At 69.7% G+C, this 15156-nt stretch carries 16 protein-coding genes; 9 read left to right on the top strand and 7 right to left on the bottom strand.

Features of this window, described 5'->3' with window-relative positions; all coding sequences use genetic code 11:
* Nucleotides 1-105 precede the first annotated feature (105 nt).
* The 7 genes from FB471_RS08355 (at nucleotide 106) to FB471_RS08325 (ending at nucleotide 6592) form a co-directional block, all read left to right on the top strand.
* A complete protein-coding gene (locus FB471_RS08355) occupies nucleotides 106-1932 on the top strand; it encodes a Xaa-Pro dipeptidyl-peptidase (RefSeq protein ID WP_141996748.1) in 1827 nt (608 codons plus the stop codon).
* Nucleotides 1814-2644 carry a class I SAM-dependent methyltransferase gene (locus FB471_RS08350; RefSeq protein WP_141996747.1) on the top strand — a complete coding sequence of 277 codons (831 nt, stop codon included), beginning with the start codon at nucleotides 1814-1816 and terminating at the stop codon, nucleotides 2642-2644. The genes FB471_RS08355 and FB471_RS08350 overlap by 119 nt, the downstream gene beginning before the upstream one ends.
* A gap of 115 nt (nucleotides 2645-2759) precedes the next feature.
* Nucleotides 2760-3851: an ABC transporter substrate-binding protein gene (locus tag FB471_RS08345; protein ID WP_141996746.1), complete on the top strand. Its 1092-nt coding sequence runs from the start codon at nucleotides 2760-2762 to the stop codon at nucleotides 3849-3851.
* Nucleotides 3836-4612: an ABC transporter permease gene (locus tag FB471_RS08340; protein ID WP_141996745.1), complete on the top strand. Its 777-nt coding sequence runs from the start codon at nucleotides 3836-3838 to the stop codon at nucleotides 4610-4612. Before FB471_RS08345 ends, FB471_RS08340 begins: the two co-directional genes overlap by 16 nt.
* The gene (locus FB471_RS08335) at nucleotides 4613-5419 is read left to right on the top strand and encodes an ABC transporter permease (RefSeq protein ID WP_141996744.1); all 807 of its coding nucleotides are present in this window, start codon (nucleotides 4613-4615) and stop codon (nucleotides 5417-5419) included.
* Nucleotides 5416-6213, top strand: coding sequence for an ABC transporter ATP-binding protein (locus tag FB471_RS08330; RefSeq protein WP_141996743.1), 798 nt, complete (start codon nucleotides 5416-5418; stop codon nucleotides 6211-6213). The genes FB471_RS08335 and FB471_RS08330 overlap by 4 nt, the downstream gene beginning before the upstream one ends.
* Nucleotides 6185-6592: a hypothetical protein gene (locus FB471_RS08325; RefSeq protein WP_211357987.1), complete on the top strand. Its 408-nt coding sequence runs from the start codon at nucleotides 6185-6187 to the stop codon at nucleotides 6590-6592. The genes FB471_RS08330 and FB471_RS08325 overlap by 29 nt, the downstream gene beginning before the upstream one ends.
* On the opposite strand, the gene FB471_RS08320 is transcribed toward FB471_RS08325, so the two are convergent.
* Genes FB471_RS08320 through FB471_RS08305 form a run of 4 tightly spaced genes read right to left on the bottom strand, consistent with a single transcriptional unit; the run spans nucleotide 6534 to nucleotide 9565 of the window.
* A complete protein-coding gene (locus FB471_RS08320) occupies nucleotides 6534-7403 on the bottom strand; it encodes a maleylpyruvate isomerase family mycothiol-dependent enzyme (protein WP_246076300.1) in 870 nt (289 codons plus the stop codon). The genes FB471_RS08325 and FB471_RS08320 overlap by 59 nt on opposite strands.
* A gap of 25 nt (nucleotides 7404-7428) precedes the next feature.
* Entirely contained in the window at nucleotides 7429-8253 is an 825-nt protein-coding gene (locus tag FB471_RS08315; protein WP_141996742.1) for a maleylpyruvate isomerase family mycothiol-dependent enzyme, read from the bottom strand.
* Nucleotides 8250-8963 carry a mycothiol-dependent nitroreductase Rv2466c family protein gene (locus tag FB471_RS08310; protein WP_246076299.1) on the bottom strand — a complete coding sequence of 238 codons (714 nt, stop codon included), beginning with the start codon at nucleotides 8961-8963 and terminating at the stop codon, nucleotides 8250-8252. Before FB471_RS08310 ends, FB471_RS08315 begins: the two co-directional genes overlap by 4 nt.
* On the bottom strand, nucleotides 8960-9565 hold the full coding sequence (locus FB471_RS08305) for a TetR/AcrR family transcriptional regulator (RefSeq protein ID WP_141996741.1): 606 nt from the start codon (nucleotides 9563-9565) through the stop codon (nucleotides 8960-8962). Before FB471_RS08305 ends, FB471_RS08310 begins: the two co-directional genes overlap by 4 nt.
* A 183-nt stretch (nucleotides 9566-9748) precedes the next feature.
* Between FB471_RS08305 and FB471_RS08300 the strand changes: the two genes are divergently transcribed.
* Nucleotides 9749-10828 carry a DUF4192 domain-containing protein gene (locus tag FB471_RS08300; RefSeq protein ID WP_141996740.1) on the top strand — a complete coding sequence of 360 codons (1080 nt, stop codon included), beginning with the start codon at nucleotides 9749-9751 and terminating at the stop codon, nucleotides 10826-10828.
* On the opposite strand, the gene galE is transcribed toward FB471_RS08300, so the two are convergent.
* From galE to FB471_RS08285, 3 genes are all read right to left on the bottom strand, one after another.
* Nucleotides 10803-11798 carry a UDP-glucose 4-epimerase GalE gene (gene galE / locus FB471_RS08295; protein WP_141996739.1) on the bottom strand — a complete coding sequence of 332 codons (996 nt, stop codon included), beginning with the start codon at nucleotides 11796-11798 and terminating at the stop codon, nucleotides 10803-10805. The two genes, FB471_RS08300 and galE, sit on opposite strands and share 26 nt — an antisense overlap.
* A 148-nt stretch (nucleotides 11799-11946) precedes the next feature.
* On the bottom strand, nucleotides 11947-13122 hold the full coding sequence (galK, locus tag FB471_RS08290) for a galactokinase (RefSeq protein ID WP_141996738.1): 1176 nt from the start codon (nucleotides 13120-13122) through the stop codon (nucleotides 11947-11949).
* Nucleotides 13119-13817 carry an iron-dependent transcriptional repressor DtxR gene (locus FB471_RS08285; protein ID WP_170220751.1) on the bottom strand — a complete coding sequence of 233 codons (699 nt, stop codon included), beginning with the start codon at nucleotides 13815-13817 and terminating at the stop codon, nucleotides 13119-13121. Before FB471_RS08285 ends, galK begins: the two co-directional genes overlap by 4 nt.
* A 160-nt stretch (nucleotides 13818-13977) precedes the next feature.
* On the opposite strand from FB471_RS08285, the gene FB471_RS08280 reads away from it, so the two are divergent.
* Nucleotides 13978-15150, top strand: coding sequence for an acetoin utilization protein AcuC (locus FB471_RS08280; protein ID WP_141996736.1), 1173 nt, complete (start codon nucleotides 13978-13980; stop codon nucleotides 15148-15150).
* Nucleotides 15151-15156: the final 6 nt, after the last annotated feature.

Here is a 15156-nt window from a genome sequence, read left to right as displayed (position 1 = left end):
GACCGTACCCACCTTCGTCTGGCAGCACCCCGAACTTCTTGACACCCCCGGGCGGGCGAGGAAAGGTACGTTGCCGTCCGTTCGCGATCCGAACTGGGGAGTCCCGTGAGAGCCGCACGCCTCGTCCCGCTCCTTGCCGCCGTGGTGGCCCTGCCACTGATCTCCGTGAACAGCCCCGCCGCACACGCCGATCCCCCGCGGGAGCCGGTGTTCGAGAACGGCGAAGCGCAGCCGGTCTTCGATCCGGGCGAGGTCGTGCGGGACAAGCTCTGGGTCACCGCGCCGGTGGACAGCGACCACGACGGTGCCGAGGACAAGGTCTACGTCGAGGTGGTACGGCCCAAGGCGACCGAGGACGGGCTGCGCGTCCCGGTGGTGTACCAGGCGAGCCCGTACTACTCGGGCGGTAACCCGATCGAGAACCACGACGTGGACGTCGAGCTCTACGTGCCGGGCAAGCGCGGGCACGGGCCGGGCAGGGGCTCCTCGGCCGCATCCGTGGGGTTGGCCGGGCCGAGCACGGCCGATATCGGCTGGTACTACGAGGAGTACTTCACCTCCCGCGGTTTCGCGGTGGTGTACGCCGAGTCCCTCGGCACCGGGCAGTCCACCGGCTGCCCGACCACCGGCGGCGAGAACGAGACCATTGGGGCACGCTCCGTCGTCGACTGGCTGAACGGGCGCGCGCGGGCCGCCGACGCCACCGGCGCACCGGTCGACGCGGACTGGACCACCGGCCGGACCGCGATGATGGGCGTCTCCTACAACGGGACCCTGCCGAACGCGGTGGCCAGCACCGGGGTGGAGGGCCTGGAGACGATCGTGCCGATCGCCGCCATCTCCAACTGGTACGACTACTACCGGGAGAACGGCGCCGTGGTGGCACCGGGCGGATACCAGGGCGAGGATGCCGACGTGCTCGCCGAGTACGTGCACACCCGGCAGGACAGGGACGTCTGCCGCCCGGTCATCGACCGACTCACCGAGCGGCAGGACCGGATCACCGGTGACTACAGCCGGTTCTGGCACGAGCGCAACTACCTGGACGACGCGCGCAAGGTCCGGGCCTCGGTGCTGGCCGTGCACGGGCTCAGCGACTGGAACGTCACGGTGAGCCAGGTCGCCAAGTGGTACAAGGCCTTGCGCAGGCACGGCGTCGAGCACAAGATCTGGCTGCACCAGTCCGGGCACGCCGACCCGATCTCGCTGCGCAGGCAGGAATGGTTGTCCACACTGAACAGGTGGTACTCGCACTACCTTTACGACGTGGACAACGGCATCGAGCGCGAGCCGAAGTCCACCGTCCAGCGGGAGGACGGTTCCTGGACCGACGAGGCCGACTGGCCGGCACCGGGAACCCGGGACGCCAGGGTGTACCCGTGGCCGGGCGGCACCGGGAAGGGCCGGCTCGACCTGCGGCACCGGGTGCCCGGGTGGGCCAATGTGGAACGGCTGACCGACGACGCGACCAAGACGGTCGAGCAGCTGGTCGATCTGCCCCGCTCGGGCAACCGGCTGGCGTACTCCACCGGTCCGGCGAAGAAACCGCTACGGCTCAGCGGAACCCCTGAGGTGAGCCTCGGCCTCGCCTTCGACCGGCCCGCGGCGAACGTCACGGCGGTGCTCGTCGACCGCGCACCGGACGGCAGCTCGCAGGTGATCACCCGGGGCTGGACGGACCCGCAGAACCGCTGGAGCATCGGCCGGACCGCCCCGATCCGCCCTGGCAAGACCTACCGGGTGTCCTTCGAGCTGCAACCGAACGACTACCTGCTACAGCCGGGGCACAAGCTGGAGTTCGTGCTGGCCTCCAGTGACCACGACTTCACGCTGCGGCCCGATCCCGGTACCGGGCTGGCGCTCAACCTCACCCGCACCTCGATCGAACTGCCGGTGCGGGGCGGAACCTGGGCACTGCGCCGCAGCTTCTGAACCCTGCGCACCTCCGCCGCACGGGACCGGAGTCGTCGGCGAGCACGACCGCCCGTCCGGTCCCGCCGCGGGGTCCGGCAACGCCGAGCCGTGCGAGGGCTGGAGCCTCGGCCGCAACGGTGTCGTCCGGTACGTCATCCTGGGGGCCGGCCTGGACATCTTCGTCCAGCGAAGGCCGGAGTTCGCCGGTCACCTCCGGGTGTTCGAGCTCGACCAGCCCGGTGCCCAGGAGTGGAAGCACCAGCGCCTGATCGAGCTCGGCTACGGTATCCCCGATTGGCTGCGGCTGGTGCCGGCCGACTTCGACGGAGGCGGGTCCTGGTGGGAGCAACTGTGCGACGCCGGTTTCCCAACCGCACGGAACTCGACCTGCACTCCATCCGGGCTCGGCCGTGGTTGCCGGCCACCAACGGCAAAAACGGTAGTGGCCAAAGAGCCTTTTGTTTCACAAGGAATTCTTCGGCCGGCCGGTCAGCGAACCTGGTCGATTCTCATCAATCTACTTCCAGCAGACCAGTCGTCGTTAGTACGATCCTCCCAGTGGCATATGCTCGACGGTCGGCCTCGGCGCTCACGGCCGGTGGTGTCATTGATGAGTGATCTTTCTCAGTCGTGCCTTGGTCCTGTTGGGCGTGAGCAATGCTCCCGGTGGTGTAACAAGGAATCAGATTTTCGTGTGAATACGACCGGAACTCCGGTGCCGCGATATTGACAGGCGTGCGCACCGCCGATGAACCTGGTTGAACCGCGGCGGCCACCCGCGATCGGGCTCGCCGGCTCGCCCCGACCGGGAGGGTTCCATGGTTTCTCGTGCACGATCACGAATCATGCTCGCCGGCGGCCTGGCGCTGGTACTTCTCGCCTGCGGAACGAACGGCGACGGCGGGACGGCGGGCCAGGCGACACGGGTGACACTCGGCTACGTGTCGGCGGTAGACCAGATGGGTGCGGCCGTCGCGCTGGACCTCGGTTTCTACGAGGAGGCCGGCCTGGACGTCACGCTGGCGCAACCGTTTCCCACCGGGGTGGACGCGCTCAACGCGTTGAGCGCCGGTGATGTCGACTTCGTCCAGGTGGGGGTACCCAGCTTCGGTGCCGTGCTGGAGGGCATGGACCTGGTGTACCTCGGCAACTACAGCGGGAGCGCCACCCGGCTCGGGATCGACGAGACGATGGCGGTGGTGGCCGAGCCCGACTCCGGGATCAACCCCGATGACCTCTCCACCCTGGCGGGTAAGCGGATCGGCGTGTCCGAGGGAACCATCAACCACCTGTACCTGCTCAACCTGCTGAAAGCCGAAGGAATCCCGGTTTCCGAGGTCCGGATCGTCAACACCCCGCCACCCGATATGGCCGTCGCCCTGCAGACCGGGGGCGTGGACGCGATCGCGGCCTGGGACCCCTGGCCGATCACGGCGCGGGAGTCGGTGGACGGTGCCTTCGAGGTGGTCCGCGGCGGCGGTTATCTCGCCTACATCGGCTACCTCGTCTCCACCCGGGAGTACCTGGAAGGCAACCGCGACGCGGTATCGGCGCTGCTGACCGCGCGTGCCGCGGCGGACCGGTGGATCCGGCAGCACCCGGACGAGGCGGCCGGGGTGACGGTGCGCTGGATCCCGGGTACCGAACTCGAAGTGGCCAAGGAGGCGATGCGGTACAACATCGTGCAACTCGACCCGCGTTTCTCGGCGTGCAATTACCTGGCGCTGGACACCATGGTGCGGGCCTTCGCCGAGCAGGGCGTCATCGAGGGCACCTACGACCCCAACGACCACATGGTTCCCGATCCCGTTCTCGAGGTCATGGCGCAGCGCCCCGAACTGTTCGAAGACCTGCCGGATATCCCGGAGGCGGCGCGGATCAGCCCCGGCTACGTCTTCCGCCGCGCGGAGGCGGAGCAGGCATGCCCCGCAGGCTGAGGGCCGCGGGCTGGTTCCTGGCTCCCTTCGCGCTGCTGGCGGTGATCTGGGCGGTGACGGTCGAGGTCACCGGAGTGTCGGCACGGGTGTTCCCGCAGATCACCGAGGTGGCCGGGGCGCTCGTGGAACAGGTCCGCACGGGTGAGCTACTCGCGTACACCGGTGCCAGCCTGCGGCGAGTCGGCATCGGTGCCGTGGCGGCGCTGCTGACCGCCGTGCCGTTCGGCATCCTGCTCGGCGCCAGCCGCGTGGCCTCCGCACTGTTCGCTCCGCTGCTACGGTTCTCCGTCGCGTTGGCAGGCATCGCCTGGATCCCGCTGGCCACCCTGTGGATCGGCTTCGGGGAATGGGCGGTTGTCTTCATCGTCTGGAACGCGATGTTCTTCGCCGTCACCTACAACGCGATGCTCGGTGTCCAGCGGATCCCGACCGACCTGCTACGGGCCGCACGGAGCATGGGCGGCCGAGGACCCCGGCTGCTGCTGGGCGTGCTGCTGCCCGGCGCACTGCCGAACATTCTCGCCGGGCTCCGTGTCGGGCTCGGGTACGGCTGGCGCGGGCTGGTCGCCGCGGAGATCATCGCCGCCGGCAGCGGTCTGGGTTACGCGATCTTCCGAGCCCAGCAGTTCTACCGCACGGACGTGATCATCGCCGGCATGGTCGTCATCGGTGCGCTGTGGTTGGCGACGGATCGGCTGCTGCTCGCGCCGCTGGAACGGCGCACGGTCGAGCGGTGGGGTATGAAGGCGGTGACCTCGTAGGTGCGGGACGGATCCCGGTGGAGCCGACTGGTCACGCACCGGGCGGTTCGCACGTTCGGCCCGTTCCTGCCGCTGCTGCTCGCCTGGTGGGTCGTGGCGGAAACGGAACTGTTCCCGCCCGCGTTCTTCGTCGGCCCGGTGACCGTACTCGCCGAGTTCGGCGATCTGATCAAGAAGGGCATCCTGCCCGCGTACCTGTCCGACTCGTTGACCAGGTTGGCCAGCGGAGTGCTGTTCGGCCTGCTCATCGGCGTTCCAGCCGGGTTCCTGGTGGCCCTGTCCCGGCGGGTCCGCAAGCTGGTGTGGCCGCTGCTGCTGTTCTTCCAGGCCGTCGCCGACATCGCCTGGCTACCGATCGTGATCGTCTGGTTCGGGTTCAGCCTGACCGCCGTCACCGTCGTCATCGTCTACACGGTCGTGTTCCCGCTCGTGATCAGCATCGTCGCCGGGGTCGAGCAACTGCCCAGGGACCTGCCCCGCGCGGCGCGCAGCCTGGGTGCCGGGCGGTTCGGCGTGTTCCTCGACGTCGTCCTGCCCGGCGCGTTACCCGCACTGGCCACCGGCGTCCGGACCGGCCTCGGCTACGGTTGGCGCGCCCTGATCGCCGCCGAGATCATCGTCGGCACCAGCGGGATCGGGTTCATGATGTTCGACGCGCGTCGCGGTGCCGAGGTGACCGGCGTGTTCGTCGGGATGATCACGCTCGGCGTGCTGTGGTTCGCCCTGGACGCCCTGATCCTGGCGCCGTTCGAGCGCGGCACGGTGCAGCGCTGGGGGATGGTCCGCACCGCGGAGGTGGGGAGATGAGCGCGCTCGAGATCCACCGGTTGCGCAAGGAGTTCGTCGACGCGCGCACCGGCGAGGTGGTGCCGGCACTCGAGGAGGTCTCGTTCGGTATCGGGCGTGGCGAGTTCGTCGCCGTGCTCGGACCGAGCGGCTGCGGCAAGACCACGCTGCTGAACATCGTGGCCGGGTTCGAGCGGCAGACCGCGGGGACGGTCGAGGTCAACGGTGAGCCCGTCGAAGGACCCTCGCCGGAACGCGGGGTGGTGTTTCAGCACTTCGCGCTGTTCCCGTGGAAGACGGTGCTGGGAAACGTCCTGTTCGGGCTGCGCATGCGTGGGGTTCCCCGGCGGGAACGCGAACCGGTGGCCAGGCGGTTCCTGGAACTGGTCGGGCTGGCCGGGTTCGAACGGAAGTTCCCACATGAGTTGTCCGGCGGGATGCAGCAACGGCTCGGGGTGGCGCGGGTCCTGGCCAACGAACCCGCGATCATGCTGATGGACGAGCCGTTCGGAAGCCTGGACGCGCAGACCCGCCGCACCTTGCAGGTAGAGCTCATGACCATTGTCGAAGCCAGCCGCCCCACCGTGTTCTTCGTGACGCACGACGTCGAGGAGGCCGTGTTCCTTGCTGACCGGATCGTGGTCCTCAGCAGCCGCCCCGGCCGGGTGCGCGAGATCGTCCCTGTGCCGCTGGGCCGGCCGCGGTATTGGCGTGCGGTGCTGGAGAGCCCGGATTTCCGGCGCACGGCAGGTCATCTGATGGATCTGCTGGCGGGAGGTGAGCCGAGTGTCCAGGACGATCCGGATTCTGCGTGAGGTTCCGCGCACCGACGGCGGGCGCGTGCTGGTTCTGCTGCTGGCACTCCTTCTCGCCTACCACCTCTGGATCGAGGTCACCGCGCCGGGCAGGATCGCGGAAGGGGTAGGGCAGGACGCCGACCGGTATGGGCGGTTCGCCGTCGACGTGGAGCTCGACTTCCCACCGGAGCGTTTCCACATCCTCCGGCTCCAGGCGTACGGCCGGGTGCGGGGCACGACCGGCACGGTGCTGCACCTGCGTGCCGTGACCAGGGCGGGTGTCGACGCGCTTGCCCGCACGTACTGGATCGAGGAAATTCGCCCGGCGGTGGCTCCCGCTACGGCGTGGAGACGAAGCTGCGTACCAGGCGCGTACCCAGGTCGGTGTCGCCGGTGATCCGGATGTCGGCGAGGTGGTCGTCCGGCTCGACACGGCCGCCCACCAGTCGGGTACACAGGGTGGATGACAGCCGGAGGGTGGCGGTGGCCGGGCAGGGCAGTTCGTGGACCAGGTTGGCCGTGCCCTCGACGAGCACATGCGCCTGGCGCCGCACCGGTCCGGTCAGGGTCAGGGTGACGCTGCTGCCCTGCGGCGCGTCGAGGGTCTTGCCGATCAGCACGCCCAGCCGGTCCACGATGACGTCGACCACCAGCTCCGCGCAGGTGCCGTGGTCGTGGCCTGGTTTGCCGACCGTGAACCGGATGTCCTGCTCGTGCATCCAGGAGTCGAACACGCGCAGCCGCATGAAGTCCGCGTACGTGCCGGGCCCGAGCGGGGTCCAACTCGGCGCGTCGAAGTCCTCCTGTGACATCGCGGCCAGCGCGGCTCGCCTGGCCGCGGTGACCTCGGCGAACCGGGTACGCAACTGTTCCGGCGTGTGGTCGCGCATGGAGCTCACCCACAGCTCGTTGAACTCGCCGAGCTCGTTACGCACATGCGGCCGCGCCGAGTAGTCCGTGGGGTCGGTCGGTGGCTGTTGCCCGTTCAGCGTGGCTTCGGTGCCGATGAGGTGCGCGACGATGTCGTGCACCGTCCAGCCCGGCAGGGGACTGGGGGCGGACCAGTCGCTGGCGGTGAGCTCGCCGAGCACCTGGGCCAGACTGGACCACTGCTCGGCGAGAGCGTCGACGAGCAACTGCTTCGCCTGGTGCGGCATGGTGATCATCGCCTCGCCTCCGTCCTCGGCTGCCGGGTCCGGGCGCGGCATCGTACCGCCGGTGTCCCGCCTGGACTCATATCGTAAAGGCGAGATGACGAATGATCCGTTCGCCCAGCTCCCGATCACCGGCCAGTTCGACCTCGGCCAGGTGATCGGCCGGTTCGGCCCGACCACCGGCCAGCCGGGCGGCCAGGCTCGAGGAGAGTCTCAGTACGCTGGTGGCGGGCCGGGGCAACGCCTCGACCACCGCGGCACGTTCGTCCACGCGAACGTGCACGTCCCGGTGGACGGGCCCGGTCAGTGACAGGGTGACCGTGGACCCCCTCGGGGCGCCCGCCTTCTTCCCGATGACGAACCCCAGTGCCCGCTCGATCTGATCCACGGCGAGCTCCGCGCAGACCCCGCCCTCGTGCCCCGGCCTGCCCACGGCGCACCGGACGTCCTGCTCGTGCATCCAGCTGTCGAACACCCGGATGCGCATGAAATCGGCATAGCTGCCCGGCCCGAGTGGGGTCCAACTCGGCGCGTCGAAGTCCTCCTGTGACATCGCGGCCAGCGCGGCTCGCCTGGCCGCGGTGACCTCGGCGAACCGGGTACGCAACTGTTCCGGCGTGTGGTCGCGCAGTGCCCGTACCCACCGCTCGTTGGCCGCCCCGATGTCGTTGTGCACATGCGGCAGTTCCGCGAGGTCGATGTCGGCTTCCGGCGCCTGCTCACCGGTCAACACCGACTCCGTGCCGATCAGGTGCGCGACCACGTCGCGTACCGTCCAGCCCGGCAGGCCGCTGGACGTGTCCCACTCGGCGGGGGACAGCTCCGCCAGCAGCTCGGCGAGGCTCGACCACTGCCGGTCGAGCGCGTCGGTCAGCGGTTGCTTCGGGATGCTCGCTGTGGTCAACGGTGGTCTCCGTCCTGGTGGGGGCCGGGCATCGGAATGACCCGGCCACGGTCGACGCTCACCCAGTCCCGTCCTCGCAGGTAGGGTTCGAGTGCCTGAGCGATGGCCCGGTGGTCGCGGCCGCTCTTGGGACGTTGCAGTTCGTACAGGTGAGGAAACTCCAGTGCGCCGGTGACGATGTCCCACAGGCGCAGGGCGGCCGGGCCGGTGGGCGGGTCGACCAGCACCGGTCCGAACAGGCACTGGCCGTCGGCGAAGAACAGCGTGGGCACGCCGAACCCGCCGGACGCCACCACGTGTTCATGGTCCGCGTACACGTCCTCGTGCGTGCTCGGGTCGGCGAGGGCGCGGTCGAGGATCTCGGCGTCCAGCCCCAGTTCGCCGAGCAGGCGCCGGGCGGTCGCCTGCTCGTGCGGCTTCTCACCGCGCTCGTGCAGTGCTCGACCGATCGCGTCGTACCAGGCGTCCAGCAGGGCCATGTCCCTGCGGCGCAGCAGCGCACCGATCCGCATCAACGACCAGCCGTAGGACCAATCGCGTTGCCACGGGTGTTTCTCACCCTCCGCCCGATTGACCTCCTCGAGACTGAAGAACCGCCAGCTCACCGTGATGGGCGCCTGCTCCCGCACCGCCCGGATCCAACGTGCGGCCTGGTGGGCGAACGGGCACATCGGGTCGAAGTGGAAGTCGACCGCGGTCGGCGTGATCACGCCGCCACCTCCTCGGTCAGGTGCGCGTTGATCAGGCCGCGCAGCGCCTCAGGGATGCCTGCGGCCGGGGACCGGTCGACCTTGGCGAGCATGATCGTCCCCTGGGCGCAGGCGAGCAGCAGGTGCGCCAACCGGTCCGGGTCGGTGTCCGCGCGCAACAGCCCGGCCTCCGCGGCCCGGCGGCAGGTCGCCGTGAGTTTGCCCGTCCAGCTCGCGAACAGCGTGGACAGGTGCGCGCGGACGGCGTCCTCGCAGGTGGCCAGCTCGGTGGCGAGGTTGCCGAAGGGGCAGCCGACCACCTGGCCGAACCGACTCTCGAAGCCGAGCTGGATCTCGCCGATGGTGTCCGGGATGGCGAACAGTGCCTCCGCGGGGTCCGCGTGTGCGCCGCGGTCGAGCCGGTCGTGCAGCCCGGCGGCGTGCAGGTCTATCACGGCGATCGCCAGGTCGGCCTTGGAAGGGAAGAAGTGGTAGAAGCTGCCTTTCCGCACCTCCGCGGCGGCGCACACCTCACCCACCCCGACCGACACGTAGCTGCGGGCCAGGAACAACCGTGCCGCCGCCCGCACGATCCGTTCCCTGGCATCCGAGGTTCGTCCCACGAGGAATGAGCCTACAAATACTTGACGAGTCGGTCAACTATTCATGCCGCGCCTAGCACAGGACACCGACAGAACCGGGCGCCGAGCCCTCGCTCGGACCCGAGTTGTTCAACCCGGTCCGAAACTGTCCACAGGTTTCGTTCCTGCTCGCGTCGCCGCCATACCCCGCCGCATGCTGAGTACATGACCACGACCACGGCAGTTTCCGAGATCAAGATCAAGCTTCGGGATCCGGCGCAGTTGCTGGCGGCCACGCCAGCCTTGCTCGGATTCCGCCCCGAGGACTCGCTCGTGCTCATCGCACATGCCATGCCCCGGGGCGACCGGATCGGGCTGGTGCTCCGCGGTGACCTACCGCCACCAGGCCACGAACACGAGCTCGCCCGGCACCTCGCCGCGCCACTGGTCGCCGACGGCGCGGTCGGCGTCACCGTCGTGGTGGTCGGCAGGCACCCGGGTGAGTCGGAGGACGGGTCCGCGCGCGTCGTGCACAGCACGTTGGTCGACGCGGTGTCCGCCGTGCTCGGCGAGTGGGGCATGCGCACGATGCATGCCCTGTGGGTACCGCGGATCGAGAAGGGGGCACGTTATCACTGCTATGTCGACTCCACCTGTACCGGAGTGTTGCCCGAGCCGACCACGACCGCCGCGGCCGCCGCCGTGGCGAGCGCCGGCCAGGTCACCTTCGGCAGCAGGGAAGCCATGGAACGGCTGCTGGCTCCGGTCGAGGACGACGTCCTTGCCCGCCGCTCGGAACGGCTGACCGCCGCCTGCGAGGAGTCCGCGGACCCGGACACGCGTACCGAGCGGCACTGCCGCGAGGTGTGCGGCGCGCTGGGTGAGCTGGCTCGTGGTGAGCTGGGCCTGGACGACGATCGGGTGGTGGCGCTGGCCCGTGCCCTGTCCGACACCCGCGTGCGGGACGCCTGCCTCACCACCGTGCTGCCCCGGGGGAGTCACCGGTCACTGGTCGCCGAGCAACTGTGGCTACGGCTGATCCGTGAGGTACCCGCCCCCGAGCGCGCCGAGGCGGCCTGCCTGCTCGGCTACTCCGCGTACATGCGCGGGGAAGGTGCCTTGGCGGGCATGGCCTTCGACAGTGCGCTACGAGCGGACCCCGCGCATGTCCTTTCCGGACTGATGGTGCGCGCGCTCCGGGCGGGGATGCCGCCGGCGAGGCTGCTGACGCTCGCCGAGGCGGAGGACGTCCTCGATCTGGAACGCCCGTTCGGCCGAGCTACCGCGCCGCGCGGCCCTGGGTGAAGGTCCAGGCATCGGCGACGATCTCGGACAGCTCGGCCCGCTCGGGCTTCCAGCCGAGCTCCTCCCTGGCCCGGTCGCTGGCGGCCACCAGCACCGCCGGGTCGCCGGCCCGGCGCGGGGCGAGCACCGCCGGGATGGCGTGGCCGGTTACCGCGCGGCAGGTGTCGATCACCTGCTGCACGGAGAAGCCGGTGCCGTTGCCCAGGTTGTAGATCCGGTGCTCCCCGGGCCGGGCGTGCGCCACGGCGAGGAGGTGGGCCTCGGCAAGGTCGTTCACGTGGATGTAGTCGCGGACCGCCGTCCCGTCCTCGGTCGGGTAGTCGTCGCCATAGATCTGCACCTGCGTCCGGTCGCCGGTGGCGACCTGGAGCACCAGCGGGATCAGATGGGTTTCGGTGGTGTGCCGCTCGCCGTAGTTCCCGTAGGCGCCCGCGACGTTGAAGTACCGCAGGCTCACCGCGGCGAGCCCGTGCGCGCGGGCGTAGCTGGTGATCGCGTGGTCGATGGCCAGTTTGGTGGCGCCATAGGTGTTGCTCGGCCTCGTCGGCGCGGACTCCGGGATCGGGGCCTGCTCGGGCTCGCCGTACGTCGCCGCGGTGGAGGAGAACACCAGCCGCGGTGTGCCGTGCGTGCGCATGGCTTCCAGCAGCCGCAAGGAAGTGAGGACGTTCCCATGCCAGTACAGGCCGGGAGCCTGCATGGACTCGCCGACGAGCGACTTCGCGGCGAAGTGCAGCACCCCGTCGAACCCCTCGGCCAGCAGCGTCTCCGCCGTCTCGGCGGCGTCGCCCTCGATGAATCGTGCGCCATGGGGGACCGCGTCCGCGTGCCCGGTGGACAGGTCATCGACCACCACCACCTCATGGCCCGCCTCCACCAGGCGTGCGGCGCAGACGCTGCCGATGTAGCCCGCGCCGCCGGTGACGACCAGCTTGCGGGGCTTGTCCTGCTTCTCCGTCGCGGTGGGCATGCTCGTCCGGGCCTTTCTCGCTGGTGGGGGAGAGCACGAACCGGGTCCGGGATCTCCGCATACGAATCTCAGTGTGCATGGACAGTGACGTCCGAGAAGGACCGGGGTTGCCCGGCGCGGGCGCCGGGTGCCGAACCGCGGTCACCGGTCAGGCGCGGCCCGCTCCGGCGGAGGGGACCGCCACGAACATGCGGGGCGCGCGCAGCCCGGCGTGCTCGAACCGGGCTCGCACCGCCGCTTCGATCTCCTCCCGGTCGGCCTCCCTGACCAGCGCGATAGCCGATCCGCCGAACCCGCCCCCGGTCATCCGGGCGCCCAGCGCACCCGCCTGGCGTGCCGCGTCGACCGCGAGGTCCAGCTCAGGGGAGGACACCTGGTAGTCGTCGCGCAGGCTGTCGTGTGACGTATCGAGCAGCGGCCCGACCTCGGCGAGCTGTCCCGCCCTCAGCAGTTCCACGACCTCGAGCACACGCTGGTTCTCGGTGACCACGTGCCGCACCAGGGGGCGGAGCGGCTCGGGCAAGGTGTGCTCCGCCGCGGCGAGCCCCCGCGGGCCGATGTCCCGCAGAGCCTTCACCCCGAGCAGGTCCGCGGCCCGCTCGGTGCCGCGCCTGCGGTCGCCGTAGCCGGACTCGCTGTGCGCGTGCTTGGCGCGGGTGTCGATCACGAGGACACGCAGCCCCGCGGCGGCCGCGTCGAAGGGAACCTGTTCGGCATCGCCGGAGCGCACGTCGAGGAACAGCGCGTGGCCGCTGACGCAGCACATCGACGCGGTCTGGTCGAGCACGCCGGTTGGCACGCCGACGAACTCGTTCTCCGCGCGCTGGGCCCATTTCGCGATCTCGGCACGCCGGGAGCTGTCCGGGTCCGCGTGACCGGCGAGGCCCAGCAGGGCGAGCGCGACGGCACATTCGAGCGCGGCGGAGGAGGACAGGCCGGCGCCGGTCGGCACGTCACCGGCGAGTACCAGGTCGGCGCCGCGATCCACGCCCTGCTGGTGCAGTACCCAGGCCACCCCGATCGGGTAGGCGGACCACCCGGTGCCCTCGCCGGGGCGTAGGCCGGGGATGGTCACCGGGTCCGCCTGCTGGAGCCGCCCGTCGGAGCCGAGAGTGGACACCGTGAGCACCTGGTCATCCCTGGCCGCGCCAGCGGCGGCGATGCGGTGCGGGAGGGCGAAGGGCAGGACGAAGCCGTCGTTGTAGTCCGTGTGCTCACCGATCAGATTCACCCTTCCGGGTGCTGACCACACTCCATCGGGTGTTCGCCCGTGCGTGGCGTGGAAAGCCTCGGCGGCGAGCACGGCGGGATCGGCCGCCGTCACCGCGCCTGCGCCAGCACGGCGTGCAGCACCGAGGACGGGACCTGCACCGTGGTGTTCTCGCCGATGACCTCGATCGTGGAGCCCGCACCGTTGGCCTTGCCCACCCGCACGGTGTTGCCCGGGGCCAGCCCGACCAGCTTCAGCTCGGTCATCAGGGCCTCGTCCAATTGCACGTGCTCGGCGATCCGCCGGATCTCCACCTTGCCGCCGCCGGCCCTGGCGAACTCGTCCAGCCGGACCAGATCCGACTCCGCGGGCGGGGCCGGCTCGCCGCCCTCACCGAGCTTGTCCAGCCCGGGGATCGGGTTGCCGTACGGCGAGGTGGTCGGGTGGTCGAGCAGCTTGACGAGCTTGCGTTCCACCGCCTCGCTCATCACGTGCTCCCACCGACATGCCTCGTTGTGCACGTGTTCCCACTCGAGTCCGATCACGTCGACCAGCAGGCGCTCGGCCAGCCGGTGCTTACGCATCACGGCGATGGCGAGTTCCCGCCCGTGGTCGGTCAGTTGCAGATGCCGGTCGTCGGCTACCACCACCAAACCGTCGCGTTCCATTCTGGCGACCGTCTGGCTCACCGTGGGCCCGCTCTGTTGGAGGCGCTCGGCAATCCGCGCGCGCAGTGGTACGACGCCCTCTTCTTCGAGCTCGAAGATGGTTCGTAAGTACATCTCTGTGGTGTCGATGAGCTCGTTCACGCTGTCCCCTTCGTCCGCGTTACCTATGGTAGTCGCTACCCCTGACAGGAAGTGCGGGCGTTACGGGTAACCGGTGAATGCCCCAGCGTGACCGGCGGCCTCCGGTGCCTCGGCTCACCGCCGGTCCTTGTCCTGCCGGGAAAGCCATTAGGCTCACCTCATGTGTCCGTCCGCTGTCGTATGGGACTCCGCGCTGCTGGGTTACGACCTCGGTGGCGACCATCCGTTCAACCCGATCCGGCTCGACCTGACCATCCGGCTCGCCAACAGCCTCGGTGTGCTCGACGGGATACCGTTGCTGGTTCCCGAACCGGCCACTGCGGCCGAGCTGCACCGCGCGCACGTGCCGGAGTACCTCGAAGCGGTGAAGCAGGCACCCATGGTGGGCCATGACGTCGGGCATGGCCTCGGCACCCCCGACAATCCCGTCTTCAGTGACATGCACGAGTCCTCCGCGCTGGTCGTCGGCTCGACCATGCTCGCCGCGCGCACCATCGCGGAGGGCGGGGCGCGTCGTGCCGTCAACATCGCGGGTGGCCTGCACCACGCGATGCGCGACCGCGCCTCCGGTTTCTGCGTCTACAATGATTGTTCGGTCGCGATTTCCTGGCTGCTGGACAACGGTTTCAGCCGGGTGGCCTATGTGGACACGGACGTGCACCACGGCGACGGGGTGCAGGCCGCCTTCTACGGCGACCCCAGGGTGCTGACCATTTCCCTGCACCAGCATCCCTTCACCCTCTTCCCCGGTACCGGGTACTCCAGTGAGATCGGCACGGAGGGTGCGGAGGGTTCGGCGGTGAACATCCCGTTGCCGCCGAACACCGCGGACCCGGGCTGGTTACGCGCCTTCCACGCGGTGGTTCCTTCCCTGCTGGGTCAGTTCAAGCCGCAGATCCTGGTGACCCAGTGCGGGGTCGACTCGCATGCGGAGGACCCGCTCGCCGACCTCTCCCTCTCGGTGGACGGGCACCGCACGATCTACCGGACCCTGCGTGGTCTCGCCGAGAGCTGTGCCGACGGCAGGTGGCTCGCCGTCGGCGGCGGCGGGTACCAACTGTTCCGTGTGGTGCCGCGGTCCTGGACGCATCTGATCGCCACGGTGCTCGATCGGGACCTCGCGCCGCGGACACCCGTACCATCCAACTGGGTACGCACGGTCAGGGACACCGCACCACGGGTCGAACTGCCGACCACGATGACCGATGACCGGGACACCGGATTCAGCCACTGGGGTGATGGCGCCGATGACGCGGTGGATATCGCGATCCGGGAGACTCGACGCGCGGTCTTCCCGCTGCACGGTCTCGACCCCGACGATCCGAGGGACTGATCCGTG

The organism is Amycolatopsis cihanbeyliensis, assembly GCF_006715045.1.
Lineage (GTDB): Bacteria > Actinomycetota > Actinomycetes > Mycobacteriales > Pseudonocardiaceae > Amycolatopsis > Amycolatopsis cihanbeyliensis.
Note: the sequence above shows the minus strand (reverse complement) of the source record. Positions and strands in the feature narration are given on the sequence as shown.